We start from the raw sequence: 15180 nt of genomic DNA on the forward strand, positions 1-15180 counted from the left end.
CCCGGGGGATAACCGACACCGAAGGAGATCCATCATGGCTTTTAACATTCACAACCGTAACCTGCTCAGCCTGGAACACCACACCCCACGTGAGCTGCGTTACCTGCTCGACCTGTCCCGCGACCTCAAACGCGCCAAATACACCGGCACCGAGCAACAACACCTGAAGGGCAACAACATCGCCCTGATCTTCGAAAAAACTTCGACCCGCACCCGTTGCGCGTTCGAAGTGGCGGCCTATGACCAAGGCGCCAACGTCACCTACATCGACCCGAACTCGTCGCAGATCGGCCACAAAGAAAGCATGAAAGACACCGCCCGTGTGCTGGGTCGCATGTACGACGCTATCGAGTACCGTGGCTTCAAACAGGAAATTGTCGAAGAGCTGGCCAAGTTCGCCGGCGTACCAGTGTTCAACGGTCTGACCGATGAATATCACCCGACGCAAATGATCGCCGACGTGCTGACCATGCGTGAACACGCCGACAAGCCGATCCATGAAATCAGCTACGCCTACCTCGGCGATGCGCGCAACAACATGGGCAACTCGCTGCTGCTGGTCGGCGCCAAGCTCGGCATGGACGTGCGCATCTGCGCGCCAAAAGCGCTGTGGCCACTGGATGATCTGGTCGAGCGTTGCCACAAATATGCGGAAGAAAGTGGCGCACGTATCACCCTGACTGAAGACCCGAAAGCAGCCGTTAAAGGCGTCGACTTCATTCACACCGACGTCTGGGTATCGATGGGCGAACCGGTGGAAGCCTGGGCCGAGCGTATCCAGCAACTGCTGCCGTACCAGGTCAACGCCGAGCTGATGAAAGCCTCCGGCAACCCGCGCACCAAGTTCATGCACTGCCTGCCGGCGTTCCACAACAGTGATACCAAAGTCGGCAAGCAAATCGCCGAACAGTATCCGCACCTGAAAAACGGCATCGAAGTGACCGACGACGTGTTCGAGTCCCCAGCCTGCATCGCCTTCGAGCAAGCGGAAAACCGCATGCACACGATCAAGGCGATTCTGGTTTCGACCCTGGCTGATCTGTAACCACTGCTGATCCATGATCGTTCCCACGCTCCCGCGTGGGAATGCATCCCGTGACGCTCTGCGTCACAGCGGACGCGGAGCGTCCGTGGCGGCATTCCCACGCAGAGCGTGTGAACGATCAACACGAAAAGGACATGCATTATGCGTATCGTCGTAGCTCTGGGCGGTAACGCCCTGCTCCGCCGTGGTGAACCGATGACCGCTGACAATCAGCGCGCCAACATCCGCATCGCCACCGAGCAAATCGCCAAGATCCATCCCGGCAACCAACTGGTCATCGCCCACGGCAATGGCCCGCAAGTCGGCCTGTTGTCGCTGCAAGCGGCGGCCTACACCTCCGTCACCCCTTACCCGCTGGACGTGCTCGGTGCCGAAACCGAAGGCATGATCGGCTACATCATCGAACAGGAACTGGGCAACCTGCTCGACTTCGAAGTGCCGTTCGCCACCCTGCTCACTCAGGTCGAAGTCGACGCCAAAGATCCGGCCTTCCAGAACCCGACCAAACCCATCGGCCCGGTCTACGACAAGGCCGAAGCAGAAAAACTCGCCGCTGAAAAAGGCTGGGCGATTGCCCCGGATGGCGATAAATTCCGCCGTGTGGTGGCCAGCCCACGACCAAAACGCATCTTCGAAATACGCCCGATCAAGTGGCTGCTGGACAAGGGCAGCATCGTGATTTGCGCCGGTGGCGGCGGGATTCCGACCATGTACGACGAGAACCGCAACCTCAAAGGCATCGAGGCGGTGATCGACAAGGATCTGTGCTCGTCGCTGCTCGCCGAGCAACTGGAAGCCGACCTGCTGGTGATCGCCACGGACGTCAACGCCGCGTTCATCGATTACGGCAAGCCGACACAGAAAGCCATTGCCGAAGCGCATCCAGATGAACTCGAACGCCTCGGTTTCGCCGCTGGCTCCATGGGGCCGAAGGTGCAGGCAGCCTGCGAATTTGCGCGCCATACTGGCAAGGTTGCGGTGATCGGTTCGTTGGCGGATATCGAAGCGATTGTCCAAGGTACTGCCGGTACTCGCGTGACCACGGCGAAGCCTGGCATCACTTATCGATAACTAGAAACGGCGGGGGCAGGCCCGGGGTCTGCCCTTCTCCCATGCCTTGAAAGGAGTAAACCATGGCCCAGTTTGAACCCGGTCATTTGCATATTGAGCGGCACGCGTTGACTCCGGATGACGTCAGTTACAACGTGCACCTCGACTATGAAGTGTTCACCGACCCGCAGAAAGGCAAAGGCATCCAGTTCACGATGCATGGCAACCTTCAGGGCAAGGACATGAAAGAGACCTTCTTCCTGCCCAAAGAGGAGGCCTACAACTTTGCCAACAATGTGACGAAAATCGCCGAGAAGTACGGCATTCCCAAGACGCACAGCCAGATCGGCTCGGTTCACAAGCATTACGACATGATGTTTGAAGACATCCGCAAGCAACTTGATATGAAGTCCGGCGACCCGGTCAATCTTGAGCATTTCGAATAACCCGCAAAAGCCCCTCACCCTAGCCCTCTCCCAAAGGGAGAGGGGACTGACCGGGGGATGCTCTAGAGTTACACCGACCTGATCCTGCATCACTGAATCCATAATCGACTCGATTTTTCAGGTCGACGTGTAGCGCCAGACACCTCGGTCAGCTCCCTCTCCCTCCGGGAGAGGGCTGGGGTGAGGGGACTGATTGAGGGATGCTCGATAGTTTTGCCGGCCCGACTCTGCTTTACCGAATCCATAATCGACCGGCTCTTTCAAGTCGATGTCAAACCTCAGACACCTCGGTCGGCCCCCTCTCCCTCCGGGAGAGGGCTGGGGTGAGGGTGCTTTTGCTTTCACCTCTCTCCAAGCCCAAGGCATACTTGCCACCCTCCGCACTGCAGAACACTGAACCGCCCCATGCGTATCCACGTCAGCTTCATCGACCGCGTCGGCATCACCCAGGAAGTCCTGGCTATCCTCGGCGGGCGTAATCTCAATCTGGATGCGGTGGAGATGATCCCGCCGAACGTCTACATCGACGCGCCGACCCTGAGCCCACAAGTGCTCGAAGAGCTGAAAGATGCATTGTTTCGCGTGCTCGGCGTGGAAGCGGTGACCGTGGTCGACATCCTCCCCGGCCAGCGTCGGCACTTGCAGCTTGATGCATTGCTGGCGGCGATGACCGATCCGGTTTTGGCGCTCGACAGCGCCGGCAAAGTGCTGCTGGCCAACCCGGCACTAATAGCGATCTACGGTCGCGAACCCGCCGGTGAAAGTGTCTCTGAACTGTTCAACGATCCGGCCCTGCTCGACACCTTGCTCGAACACGGCTTCCGTTTGCCACTGCGCGAAATTACCGTCAACGGTCAGACCTTGCTGCTCGACGCCACGCCGATCACCGACGCTGGCGCGCTGTTGACCTTGTATCAACCGAACCGCATCGGCGAACAACTCTCGGCACTGCACCACGACCATGCCGAAGGTTTTGACGCGCTGCTCGGTGAGTCGCCTGCAATCCGCACCCTCAAGGCACGCGCGCAAAGAGTCGCCGCCCTCGACGCCCCCCTGCTGATCCAAGGCGAAACCGGCACCGGTAAAGAACTGGTTGCCCGTGCCTGCCACGCCATCAGCACTCGGCACAGTGCACCGTTTCTCGCTCTCAACTGCGCAGCGTTGCCAGAGAACCTCGCCGAAAGCGAATTGTTCGGCTACGCCCCCGGCGCTTTCACAGGAGCAGCGCGTGGCGGCAAACCGGGGCTGATGGAACTGGCCAACCAGGGCACGGTGTTTCTTGATGAGATCGGCGAGATGTCGCCGTACTTGCAGGCCAAGCTGCTGCGTTTCTTGAACGATGGCAGCTTCCGCCGCGTGGGCGGTGATCGTGAAGTGAAGGTCAACGTGCGCATCCTCAGCGCGACCCATCGCGATCTGGAAAAAATGGTCAGCGAAGGCTTGTTCCGCGAAGACCTGTTCTATCGCCTCAACGTGCTCAACGTCGAAGTGCCGCCGCTGCGTGAGCGCGGGCAGGACATTCTGTTGCTGGCACGCTATTTCATGCAGCAGGCTTGTGCGCAAATTCAGCGCCCGGTCTGCCGCCTCGCCCCGGGGACTTACCCGGCGCTGCTCGGCAATCGCTGGCCGGGCAACGTACGACAATTGCAGAACGTGATCTTCCGCGCGGCAGCGATTTGCGAGAGCAGCCTGGTCGATATCGGCGATCTCGACATTGCCGGTACCTCGGTGGCGCGGCAGACCGACAGCGACGTCGACAGCCTCGAACAAGCGGTCGAAGCGTTCGAGCGATCGCTGCTGGAAAAACTCTACGTCAGCTACCCCTCGACCCGCCAACTGGCCAGCCGCCTGCAAACTTCGCACACCGCCATCGCCCATCGCCTGCGCAAATACGGCATCCCCAACAAACCCTGAACCCACCACGAATCCTCCTGTGGGAAATACCCCCACTGTGGGAGCGAGCCTGCTCGCGAAAGCGGTATATCAGCAGAATCATTGGTGACTGACACACCCTCTTCGCGAGCAGGCTCGCTCCCACAGGGGTTAGAGGGTGGATTCGAAATCCGTTCAAAAACGACCTCCAGCTGTACTGAAAGCGCTACAGCGGAACGATATCGCTACACCCGTCTTCGATCACCGCTGTGCAAGGCTTTGATCCCGTTCAGCTTTTCTCCTCGCCCCAGCCTGTAGCGATTTCGCTACACACCCCTGCTCAAGCCATCTCACCAAAACATATAACTTATTGATTTATATTAATAATTCAACATTGGCCGCGTTCTTGCTAATCAACCCCTCATAAATAAGGGCCTTCGCGCCCGACTATTCCACCGCGTCCACCAGACGAGTCTGGCCCCCTGAGGAGTTTCCATGAGCGAGTTGCGTTTTACTGAAGATCACGAATGGCTGCGCACCGAAGCTGACGGCAGCGTTACTGTCGGCATCACCGCTTTCGCGCAGAACGCCTTGGGCGACGTGGTGTTCGTGCAACTGCCTGAGCTGCAGGCTTACGAAAAAGGCGCCGAAGCCGCCACCGTGGAATCGGTGAAAGCCGCCAGCGGCGTGTACATGCCCCTCGACGGCGACGTACTGGAAGTCAACCCGGCGCTGGAAGATGCCCCGGAACTGGTCAACGAAGATCCGCTGGGCGAAGGCTGGTTCTTCCGCTTCCAACCTAGCGACGCATCGGCCGTGGCCAAACTGCTCGACCAAGACGCCTACGACCGTCTGATCAAAGCCCAAGCCGAAGCCTGAGGAACACCGACATGACTCAAGTAAACCTTGGCACCGCCAACGAATTCATTGCCCGTCACATCGGCCCGCGCGCCGGCGACGAGCAAGCCATGCTCAACAGCCTCGGTTTCGATTCGCTCGAAGCCCTGAGCGCCAGCGTCATCCCGGAAAGCATCAAGGGCACCAGCGTGCTTGGCATGGACGACGGCCTCAGCGAAGCCGATGCCCTGGCAATGATCAAAGGCATCGCCGGCAAAAACCAGCTATTCAAGACCTACATCGGCCAGGGCTACTACAACTGCCACACGCCGTCGCCGATCCTGCGCAACCTGCTGGAAAACCCGGCCTGGTACACCGCTTACACGCCGTACCAGCCAGAAATTTCCCAAGGCCGTCTCGAAGCGCTGCTGAACTTCCAGACGATGATCAGCGACCTCACCGGCCTGCCGATCGCCAACGCCTCCCTGCTCGACGAAGCCACCGCTGCTGCCGAAGCCATGACCTTCTGCAAACGCCTGAGCAAGAACAAAAGCAGCCACCAATTCTTCGCCTCGATCCACAGCCACCCGCAAACCCTCGACGTGCTGCGCACCCGTGCCGAGCCGCTGGGCATCGACGTCGTGGTTGGCGATGAGCGCGAACTGACTGACGTGACGCCGTTCTTCGGCGCACTGCTGCAATACCCGGCGAGCAACGGTGATGTGTTCGACTACCGCGAACTGACCGAACGCTTCCACGCCGCCAACGCTTTGGTCGCCGTCGCCGCTGACCTGCTGGCCCTGACCTTGCTGACCGCCCCGGGCGAGTTCGGCGCGGACGTCGCCATCGGTTCGGCACAACGCTTCGGCGTGCCGCTGGGTTTCGGTGGCCCGCACGCGGCTTACTTCTCCACCAAAGATGCGTTCAAACGTGACATGCCTGGCCGTCTGGTCGGCGTGTCGGTTGACCGTTTCGGCAAGCCTGCGCTGCGTCTGGCGATGCAAACCCGCGAGCAACACATCCGCCGCGAGAAAGCCACGTCGAACATCTGCACCGCGCAGGTACTGCTGGCCAACATCGCCAGCATGTACGCCGTCTACCACGGCCCGAAAGGCCTGACGCAGATCGCCAACCGCGTGCATCACCTGACCGCGATTCTGGCCAAGGGCCTGACCGCGCTGGGCGCGAAAATCGAACAAGCCAGCTTCTTCGACACCCTGACAGTAGCAACCGGCGCACAAACCGCTGCGCTGCACGACAAGGCGCACGTGGCGCAGATCAACCTGCGCGTGATCGACGCTCAGCGTCTGGGCCTGTCGGTCGACGAAACCACCACCCAAGCTGACATCGAAACCCTGTGGGGCCTGTTCGCCGACGGCAAAACCCTGCCGGACTTCGCCGCCCTCGCCGCTTCGGTTCAAAGCACTATCCCTGCTTCGCTGGTACGCCAGTCGCCAATCCTCAGCCACCCGGTGTTCAACCGTTATCACTCGGAAACCGAGCTGATGCGCTACCTGCGCAAACTGGCCGACAAGGACCTGGCACTGGATCGCACCATGATCCCGCTGGGCTCGTGCACCATGAAACTCAACGCTGCCAGCGAAATGATCCCGGTGACCTGGGCTGAATTCGGTGCGCTGCATCCGTTCGCACCGGCCGCGCAAAGTGCCGGTTACCAGCAACTGACCGATGAGCTGGAAGCGATGCTCTGCGCCGCCACCGGTTACGACGCGATCTCGCTGCAACCGAACGCCGGTTCGCAAGGTGAATACGCTGGCCTGCTGGCGATCCGCGCCTATCACCAGAGCCGTGGCGACGAACGCCGCGACATCTGCCTGATCCCGTCGTCCGCCCACGGCACCAACCCGGCCACCGCCAACATGGCTGGCATGCGCGTGGTCGTGACCGCGTGCGATGCGCGCGGCAACGTCGATATCGAAGACCTGCGCGCCAAAGCCATCGAACACCGCGAGCACCTCGCCGCGCTGATGATCACTTACCCGTCGACCCACGGCGTGTTCGAAGAAGGCATCCGCGAAATCTGCGGGATCATTCATGACAACGGCGGCCAGGTGTACATCGACGGCGCCAACATGAACGCAATGGTTGGCCTGTGCGCACCGGGCAAGTTCGGCGGCGATGTTTCGCACCTGAACCTGCACAAAACTTTCTGCATCCCCCACGGCGGTGGCGGCCCGGGCGTCGGCCCGATCGGCGTCAAGTCACACCTGACGCCGTTCCTGCCGGGCCACGGCCAGATGGAACGCAAGGAAGGCGCGGTCTGCGCAGCACCGTTCGGCAGCGCAAGTATTTTGCCGATCACCTGGATGTACATTCGCATGATGGGTGGCGCCGGTCTGAAGCGCGCTTCGCAACTGGCGATCCTCAATGCCAACTACATTTCCCGTCGCCTCGAAGAGCACTACCCAGTGCTGTACACCGGCAGCAACGGTCTGGTGGCGCACGAGTGCATTCTCGATCTGCGTCCGTTGAAAGACAGCAGCGGCATCAGCGTTGATGACGTCGCCAAGCGCCTGATCGACTTCGGTTTCCACGCGCCGACCATGTCGTTCCCGGTTGCGGGCACGCTGATGATCGAGCCGACCGAAAGTGAATCCAAAGAAGAGCTGGATCGCTTCTGCGACGCCATGATCCGTATCCGCGAAGAAATCCGCGCGGTGGAAAACGGCACGCTGGACAAGGACGACAACCCGCTGAAGAACGCGCCGCACACCGCTGCGGAACTGGTTGGCGAGTGGACCCACCCGTACAGCCGCGAGCAGGCCGTTTATCCGGTTGCGTCGTTGATTGAAGGCAAATACTGGCCACCGGTCGGTCGCGTCGACAACGTGTTCGGCGATCGCAACCTGGTGTGCGCCTGCCCGTCGATCGAAAGCTACGCTTAATTGAATGAGGGGCGTTTTAATCGCCCCGATTTCTGCAACACCACAGATCCCCCTGTGGGAGCGAGCCTGCTCGCGAAAGCGTAGTGTCAGTTAATGAAAGGTTGGCTGACACAGCGCTTTCGCGAGCAGGCTCGCTCCCACAAGGGATCTGCAACCGATTTCGGACTTTCGCCAATTCCTATAACAAGAAACCGGAGAACCACTCATGTCGTTAAGCGTGTTCGACCTGTTCAAGATTGGCATCGGCCCCTCCAGTTCCCACACCGTCGGCCCGATGCGTGCTGCTGCGCGTTTCGCCGAAGGTCTGCGCCGTGAAAACCTGCTGACCACCACCGCCAGCGTTCGCGTCGAGTTGTACGGTTCCCTCGGCGCTACTGGTAAAGGTCACGGCAGCGACAAAGCCGTGCTGCTCGGCCTCGAAGGCGAACACCCGGACACCGTCGATACCGAAACCGTCGCCGCGCGCCTGCAAGAAATTCGCGGCAACGGCCGACTGAATCTGCTCGTTGAACACAGCATTGCGTTCAACGAGAAAGAACACTTGGCGATGATCCGCAAGCCGCTGGCCTATCACCCCAACGGCATGATCTTCCGCGCCTTCGATGCGGCGGGGATCCAGATCCGCAGCCGCGAGTACTACTCGGTCGGTGGTGGTTTTGTTGTCGATGAGGACGCGGCCGGCGCCGATCGCATCGTCGAAGACGCCACACCGCTGACCTTCCCGTTCAAAAGTGCCAAGGACTTGCTCGGTCATTGCGCCACCTACGGTCTGTCGATCAGCCAGGTGATGCTGACCAACGAAAGCGCCTGGCGCCCCGAAGCGGAGACCCGTGCCGGCCTGCTGAAAATCTGGCAAGTGATGCAGGACTGCGTTGCCGCCGGTTGTCGTAACGAAGGCATTCTGCCTGGCGGTTTGAAGGTCAAACGTCGTGCGGCAGCGCTGCATCGGCAACTGTGCAAGAACCCGGAATCAGCGTTGCGCGATCCGTTGTCGGTGCTCGACTGGGTCAACCTCTACGCCTTGGCGGTCAACGAAGAAAACGCCAATGGCGGCCGCGTGGTCACCGCACCCACCAACGGTGCAGCGGGGATCATTCCGGCGGTACTGCATTACTACATGCGCTTTATCCCCGGTGCGAATGACGACGGCGTCGTGCGCTTTCTGCTGACCGCGGCGGCCATCGGCATTCTCTACAAGGAAAACGCCTCGATCTCCGGCGCCGAAGTCGGTTGTCAGGGTGAAGTCGGTGTTGCCTGCTCAATGGCGGCTGGCGCGTTGTGTGAAGTGCTCGGCGGCAGTGTTCAGCAAGTCGAAAACGCCGCAGAAATCGGCATGGAACACAACCTCGGTCTGACCTGCGACCCGATTGGCGGACTGGTGCAGGTGCCGTGCATCGAGCGCAATGCGATGGGTTCGGTGAAAGCCATCAACGCGGTACGCATGGCCATGCGCGGCGACGGTCAGCATTTCGTCTCCCTCGACAAGGTCATCCGCACCATGCGCCAGACCGGCGCCGACATGAAAAGCAAATACAAAGAGACCGCCCGCGGCGGTCTGGCGGTCAACATTATCGAATGCTGACCACGAAACGTAACTAGCCCCTCTCCCTCCGGGAGATAAACGTACCTAACTCCCTCTCCCTCTGGGAGAGGGCTGGGGTGAGGGGCTTTTGATCTTGATCTTGATCTAGCCCCATACCCCCAAACTCAAACTTTCAAGGAGCCACGCATGTCCACCGAACAACTGTCGAAAACCCCGCTGCACGCTCTGCACATCGAACTCGGCGCCCGCATGGTGCCGTTCGCCGGCTACGACATGCCGGTGCAATACCCGCTCGGCGTAATGAAAGAGCACCAACACACCCGTGAACACGCCGGGCTGTTCGACGTCTCGCACATGGGCCAGATCCGCCTGACCGGCGCCAACGCTGCCAAAGCCCTGGAAAGCCTGGTGCCAGTGGACATCATCGACCTGCCGGTGGGCATGCAGCGTTACGCGATGTTCACCAACGACAACGGCGGCATTCTCGATGACCTGATGGTTGCCAACCTCGGCAACGACGAACTGTTCCTGGTGGTCAACGCCGCGTGCAAGGATCAGGATCTGGCTCACCTGCAAAAACACATCGGCGCTCAGTGCACCATTACGGCGCTGTTCGAAGAGCGCGCACTGCTCGCACTGCAAGGTCCGGCAGCGGTCACTGTGCTGGCGCGCCTGGCTCCTGACGTGGCGAAGATGACCTTCATGCAGTTCAACCGCGTGTCATTGTTGGGCGTGGATTGCTTTGTCAGCCGTTCGGGTTACACCGGTGAAGACGGTTTCGAAATCTCCGTTCCGGCTGCAGATGCGGAAAAACTCGCGCGCGCCCTGCTCGCCGAACCGGAAGTTCAGGCCATCGGCCTCGGTGCTCGCGACTCGCTGCGCCTGGAAGCCGGCCTGTGCCTGTATGGCCACGACATGAACACCGAGACCACGCCAATCGAAGCCAGCCTGCTCTGGGCGGTCTCCAAGCCACGTCGCGCTGATGGCGCGCGGGCCGGCGGTTTCCCCGGTGCGGAAAACGTTTTCGCCCAGCAACAGAATGGCGTCGCACGCAAACGCGTCGGCTTGCTGCCACAGGAACGCACGCCAGTGCGTGAAGGCGCAGAAATCGTCAACGAAGCCGGCGAGATCATCGGCAGCGTGTGCAGCGGTGGCTTTGGTCCGACCTTGGGCGGGCCGTTGGCGATGGGTTACCTCGACAGCGCTTATGTCACCCTCGACACACCGGTTTGGGCCATCGTGCGTGGGAAAAAGGTGCAAATGCTTGTAAGCAAAATGCCATTTGTTCCACAACGCTACTATCGTGGTTGATTGACTGTTTCTATAAGTAACGCGATTGCGTAATGCGTGCACTAATGTGTCACGCAATCGCCACAAAAAAGTGCATTTTCTAACAATCGATTCGAATATGAACTTTGCTTATAACGTTCGAAAACAATTGAACAAGCGAATCGTCTAAGCCCGCACTAGTGAAAGGATTAACTTGCTCAAGCTCAGTAAAACCGGGGGCTTCGCAGGGCTTGTTTTTTCTCCCGTAGTTGGCGTAGAGTTTGTCCACTGTGTTTGCATGGGTCAGCTTGGAATCGTGACCTGGGCAGTAGCCTACAAGTTAGCTACATCCCGTTCGACGTCTTCTTACTCTCCTGCAACCAGCCCCAGTACTCTTTCATGAGAAAGAGACTGTCATCAATTTTTGCGTCAAAGGAAATAAGAAATGTCCACACGTCAGAGCGGTACCGTCAAGTGGTTTAACGACGAGAAAGGTTTTGGTTTTATCACTCCAGAAAGCGGTCCGGATCTGTTCGTGCATTTCCGCGCCATTCAGGGCAACGGCTTCAAAAGCCTGAAAGAAGGCCAGAAAGTGACCTTCGTTGCTGTGCAAGGCCAGAAAGGCATGCAGGCTGACGAAGTACAAGCAGAAGCCTGATCTTCTGTTACGAAAAAGCCCCTGATATTGATATCAGGGGCTTTTTTGTGCGCGCGAATCCGTAAAATGGCGCTTCAATTTGCGTCCAGAGGCTGCCATGTCGAAAAACCTGCTCACCCCACAGGGCGAATTTCCTGCCGTTGGCCTTGGCCGGCGTCTGGCTGCGATGTTCTATGACTTTCTGCTGTGCACCGCTCTGCTGATCGTCACCGGATTCGTTTACAAGTTGATCCAGGCAGCGATCATCGGCGAAGAACGTCTGCGGGTGATGACCGACGCCGGGCAACTGGACGGTGATCCGCTCTACTCGACGGTGCTGGTGTTGGTGCTGTTCGCATTCTTTGCGAAATTCTGGACCCATGGCGGGCAGACACTGGGCATGCAGGTGTGGGGCATTCGCGTACAGAACGCCAATGGCACCGCGATCAGTCTGTGGCAGGCGCTGTTGCGCTTTATGGTGTCGATTGCGTCGTGGCTGTGCGTGGGGCTGGGATTCTTCTGGTCGCTTTACGACAAGCAGAAGCGCACGTGGCATGACATCTATTCCGATACCCGCCTCGTCCGGGTCCCGAAGAAGACCAAATAATTTCCAGACTCTGAAAACCACTGTGGGAGCGAGCCTGCTCGCGAAGGCGGCGTATCAGTCGATTTCAATGGTGACTGATACACCGCTTTCGCGAGCAGGCTCGCTCCCACAGGTTTTGTGGCGCTTTTCAGAATTCAGGCGTTACCGGCCAGCTTCATCCGTGCGGCCTGGGTGAAGTCCAGCATGCGCTTGAGCGGCCGGATCGCCTGCGGAATCAACGCCGGATCAACAAAGATCTCGTTCGTGCCTTCCTTCAAGCTCTTCAGCGTGCGCTCAAGGGTATTCATGGCCATCCACGGGCAATGTGCGCAACTGCGGCACGCGGCACCGTTACCGGCGGTTGGCGCCTCGATGAAGACCTTGTCCGGGCACAACTGCTGCATCTTGTAGAAGATGCCCCGGTCGGTGGCCACGATCAGGGTCTTGTTCGGCAGGCTCTGCGCGGCAGCGATCAACTGGCTGGTGGAACCGACGGCATCCGCCAGTTCAATCACCGAAGTCGGCGACTCCGGGTGCACGAGGATCGCAGCATCCGGGTACAGCGCTTTCATGTCTTCGAGCTGCTTGGACTTGAACTCCTCGTGGACGATGCAGGCACCGTCCCACAACAGCATATCTGCGCCGGTCTTGCGCTGAATGTAGGTACCCAGGTGCTTGTCCGGCCCCCAGATGATCGTCTCACCGTTGTCCATCAGGCTTTCGACGATCTCCAGCGCGCAACTCGATGTCACCACCCAGTCAGCCCGCGCTTTCACAGCAGCGGAAGTGTTGGCATAGACCACCACCGTGCGCTCCGGGTGCTGATCACAGAACGCCGAGAACTCGTCGACCGGGCAACCCAGATCCAGTGAGCAGGTCGCTTCGAGGGTCGGCATCAGCACGCGTTTTTCCGGGTTGAGGATTTTCGCGGTCTCGCCCATGAATTTCACGCCGGCGACCACCACGGTCTTCGCCGGGTGAGCGTTGCCGAAGCGGGCCATTTCCAGGGAGTCAGAGACACAGCCACCGGTTTCTTCGGCCAGAGCCTGAATCACCGGGTCGCAATAAAAGTGGGCCACCAGCACCGCGTCCTGAGCCTTGAGCTCGGCGGCAATGGCGGAACGGTAATAAGCCTCTTCCTCAGCGGTCAGCGGTTTGGGCTGTTTGGCATCGAGGTGAGCTTGAACCAGAAGGCGTTCGGAAATCTGCGTCATGTTCGCAAGACCTGCAGGCGCTTTCGCGCGAAAGTCGAGTATACACCCGGCTCCGGACCGCTTGAGGGTACCGCCGGGAGAGTGAGTATTATCAGGCACGGACAGCATTGAAGCTGCGCAAGGCTACAGAATATCCCGTTGATACAAAAGATGATTCTGACCTGCGTCAGCGCTGCGGGTAGTGAAATAACGCGGAGCGAAATTACAGGCAAAAAAAAACCCGGAAATCCTCACTTTCGTGGGCCTTCCGGATTTTCTAAACCGCCAAATATGGTGGGTCGTGTGGGATTCGAACCTACGACCAATTGGTTAAAAGCCAACTGCTCTACCAACTGAGCTAACGACCCGCTGTGTGGTGGCGCGTATAATACTGATTTTTAAGGACTATTCAACACCTTTTTGAAAATAATCAAAAATAAGGTGTTGGGTCGTCCACACCAGCTGCCGCGAAGCCTTCTGCACGCAGGCGGCAGCTGTCGCATTTACCGCACGCGCGGCCGTCATCGTCGGCCTGATAGCAGGAAACGGTGAGGCCATAATCAACGCCGAGCTTAACGCCCGCCTCGACGATCTGTGCCTTGCTCAGGTTCTGCAACGGCGCCTGGATGCGGAAGCCATTGCCTTCAACGCCAGCCTTGGTCGCCAGATTGGCCATGCGCTCGAACGACTCGATGAACTGGGGGCGGCAATCCGGGTAACCGGAATAGTCCACGGCGTTGACACCAATAAAGATGTCGCGTGCACCCAGCACTTCTGCCCAGCCCAACGCCAGCGACAGGAACACCGTGTTACGCGCCGGCACGTACGTCACCGGAATGCCTTCGCCCAACTCTTCGGGGATGTCGATGCTGGTGTCGGTCAGTGCCGAGCCGCCCATACCATTCAGGTTGAGGCCAATCACCTTGTGCTCGACCACGCCCAAGTCGCGGGCGACGCGGGCAGCGGCGTGCAGTTCGGCGTGCGAACGCTGGCCGTAGTCGAAGCTCATGGTGTAGCAGCGGTAGCCTTCGGCGCGTGCCATGGCCACGACGGTCGCCGAATCGAGGCCGCCGGACAGCAGGATGACGGCGCGCTTTTCATTAGTCTTCAGTTGTTCAGTCATCTCAGCGCCCCGGCTCGTCGTTCCACAGATATTTATGCAACTGCAATTGCAAGCGCACCGGCAGGTTGTCCGCCACCACCCAGTCCGCCAGATCCCGAGCATTGAGGTCATGGTGACTTGGGGAAAACAGCACTTCGCCGGCACGCCGATCGAGACCGTACTGAATCAGTTTGGAGACGGCCCAGTCATAGTCGTCCCGCGAGCAGATAACAAACTTCACCTGATCGTTGGGCGTCAGCAGTTCGATGTTCTCGTAACGGTTGCGATGGGCTTCTTTCGAATCCGGCGTCTTCAGGTCGACAACGCGACTGACGCGCGGATCGACAGCCGAGACGTCGAGGGCGCCACTGGTTTCCAGCGAGACCTCGTAACCGGCATCACACAGCTGTTTGAGCAAAGGAATGGCGTTCGGTTGTGCCAGCGGCTCACCGCCGGTGACACAGACGTAGCGCGGACGAAATCCGGCCACTTGCTCGAGGATGTCGTCAAGGGTACGGACGGTGCCGCCACTGAATGCATAGGCGCTGTCGCAGTATTGGCAACGCAGTGGGCAACCGGTCAGGCGCACAAAAACCGTGGGCAGCCCGGCAGTCCGCGTTTCCCCCTGCAACGAGTAGAAAACTTCGGTGATTCTCAATGTGTCTTGCATAGTCGCCACGGGCGTAACAGCTAA

General features: G+C 59.3%; 13 protein-coding genes and 1 tRNA gene. 10 read left to right on the forward strand and 4 right to left on the reverse strand.

Going from position 1 to position 15180, the window contains the following annotated elements; translation table 11 throughout:
* The first annotated feature begins 34 nt into the window (after positions 1–34).
* The 10 genes from AB4N44_RS10500 to AB4N44_RS10545 all read left to right on the forward strand — a co-directional run bounded on the left by AB4N44_RS10500 (position 35) and on the right by AB4N44_RS10545 (position 12212).
* Positions 35–1045 carry an ornithine carbamoyltransferase gene (locus tag AB4N44_RS10500; protein ID WP_008086805.1) on the forward strand — a complete coding sequence of 337 codons (1011 nt, stop codon included), beginning with the start codon at positions 35–37 and terminating at the stop codon, positions 1043–1045.
* A 141-nt stretch (positions 1046–1186) separates the two neighbouring features.
* Positions 1187–2116, forward strand: coding sequence for a carbamate kinase (gene arcC, locus AB4N44_RS10505; RefSeq protein ID WP_034153407.1), 930 nt, complete (start codon positions 1187–1189; stop codon positions 2114–2116).
* Between the two features lie 62 nt (positions 2117–2178).
* Positions 2179–2541 carry a DUF5064 family protein gene (locus tag AB4N44_RS10510; RefSeq protein ID WP_007908047.1) on the forward strand — a complete coding sequence of 121 codons (363 nt, stop codon included), beginning with the start codon at positions 2179–2181 and terminating at the stop codon, positions 2539–2541.
* 405 nt (positions 2542–2946) lie between these two features.
* A complete protein-coding gene (locus AB4N44_RS10515; protein WP_127929510.1) occupies positions 2947–4455 on the forward strand; it encodes a sigma-54-dependent transcriptional regulator in 1509 nt (502 codons plus the stop codon).
* A gap of 453 nt (positions 4456–4908) precedes the next feature.
* Positions 4909–5292, forward strand: coding sequence for a glycine cleavage system protein GcvH (gene gcvH / locus AB4N44_RS10520; protein WP_127929511.1), 384 nt, complete (start codon positions 4909–4911; stop codon positions 5290–5292).
* A gap of 11 nt (positions 5293–5303) precedes the next feature.
* Positions 5304–8156: an aminomethyl-transferring glycine dehydrogenase gene (gcvP, locus tag AB4N44_RS10525; protein ID WP_460108996.1), complete on the forward strand. Its 2853-nt coding sequence runs from the start codon at positions 5304–5306 to the stop codon at positions 8154–8156.
* A 205-nt stretch (positions 8157–8361) separates the two neighbouring features.
* Entirely contained in the window at positions 8362–9738 is a 1377-nt protein-coding gene (locus tag AB4N44_RS10530) for an L-serine ammonia-lyase (RefSeq protein WP_460108995.1), read from the forward strand.
* 147 nt (positions 9739–9885) lie between these two features.
* A complete protein-coding gene (gene gcvT / locus AB4N44_RS10535; protein ID WP_460108993.1) occupies positions 9886–11010 on the forward strand; it encodes a glycine cleavage system aminomethyltransferase GcvT in 1125 nt (374 codons plus the stop codon).
* A 403-nt stretch (positions 11011–11413) separates the two neighbouring features.
* Positions 11414–11626, forward strand: a complete 213-nt coding sequence (locus AB4N44_RS10540) for a cold-shock protein (protein WP_003227496.1) — start codon at positions 11414–11416, stop codon at positions 11624–11626.
* Between the two features lie 97 nt (positions 11627–11723).
* Positions 11724–12212 carry an RDD family protein gene (locus tag AB4N44_RS10545; protein ID WP_150750357.1) on the forward strand — a complete coding sequence of 163 codons (489 nt, stop codon included), beginning with the start codon at positions 11724–11726 and terminating at the stop codon, positions 12210–12212.
* Between the two features lie 134 nt (positions 12213–12346).
* On the opposite strand, the gene nadA is transcribed toward AB4N44_RS10545, so the two are convergent.
* The 4 genes from nadA to queE form a co-directional block, all read right to left on the reverse strand.
* Positions 12347–13405 carry a quinolinate synthase NadA gene (gene nadA / locus AB4N44_RS10550; protein ID WP_016773509.1) on the reverse strand — a complete coding sequence of 353 codons (1059 nt, stop codon included), beginning with the start codon at positions 13403–13405 and terminating at the stop codon, positions 12347–12349.
* Between the two features lie 271 nt (positions 13406–13676).
* Positions 13677–13752: transfer RNA gene (locus AB4N44_RS10555), tRNA-Lys, on the reverse strand.
* 62 nt (positions 13753–13814) lie between these two features.
* Positions 13815–14507 carry a 7-cyano-7-deazaguanine synthase QueC gene (queC, locus tag AB4N44_RS10560; RefSeq protein WP_460108991.1) on the reverse strand — a complete coding sequence of 231 codons (693 nt, stop codon included), beginning with the start codon at positions 14505–14507 and terminating at the stop codon, positions 13815–13817.
* Position 14508: 1 nt separating this feature from the next.
* Entirely contained in the window at positions 14509–15156 is a 648-nt protein-coding gene (queE, locus tag AB4N44_RS10565) for a 7-carboxy-7-deazaguanine synthase QueE (protein ID WP_007912722.1), read from the reverse strand.
* Between the last annotated feature and the right edge of the window lie 24 nt (positions 15157–15180).

The organism is Pseudomonas sp. S3_C06 (genome assembly GCF_054667675.1).

Coding starts and splice junctions, on each gene's coding strand:
- AB4N44_RS10500 (WP_008086805.1), top strand. CDS start 35: ATGGCTTTTAACATTCACAACCGTAACCTGCTCAGCCTGGAACACCAC.
- arcC (WP_034153407.1), top strand. CDS start 1,187: ATGCGTATCGTCGTAGCTCTGGGCGGTAACGCCCTGCTCCGCCGTGGT.
- AB4N44_RS10510 (WP_007908047.1), top strand. CDS start 2,179: ATGGCCCAGTTTGAACCCGGTCATTTGCATATTGAGCGGCACGCGTTG.
- AB4N44_RS10515 (WP_127929510.1), top strand. CDS start 2,947: ATGCGTATCCACGTCAGCTTCATCGACCGCGTCGGCATCACCCAGGAA.
- gcvH (WP_127929511.1), top strand. CDS start 4,909: ATGAGCGAGTTGCGTTTTACTGAAGATCACGAATGGCTGCGCACCGAA.
- gcvP (WP_460108996.1), top strand. CDS start 5,304: ATGACTCAAGTAAACCTTGGCACCGCCAACGAATTCATTGCCCGTCAC.
- AB4N44_RS10530 (WP_460108995.1), top strand. CDS start 8,362: ATGTCGTTAAGCGTGTTCGACCTGTTCAAGATTGGCATCGGCCCCTCC.
- gcvT (WP_460108993.1), top strand. CDS start 9,886: ATGTCCACCGAACAACTGTCGAAAACCCCGCTGCACGCTCTGCACATC.
- AB4N44_RS10540 (WP_003227496.1), top strand. CDS start 11,414: ATGTCCACACGTCAGAGCGGTACCGTCAAGTGGTTTAACGACGAGAAA.
- AB4N44_RS10545 (WP_150750357.1), top strand. CDS start 11,724: ATGTCGAAAAACCTGCTCACCCCACAGGGCGAATTTCCTGCCGTTGGC.
- nadA (WP_016773509.1), bottom strand. CDS start 13,405: ATGACGCAGATTTCCGAACGCCTTCTGGTTCAAGCTCACCTCGATGCC.
- queC (WP_460108991.1), bottom strand. CDS start 14,507: ATGACTGAACAACTGAAGACTAATGAAAAGCGCGCCGTCATCCTGCTG.
- queE (WP_007912722.1), bottom strand. CDS start 15,156: ATGCAAGACACATTGAGAATCACCGAAGTTTTCTACTCGTTGCAGGGG.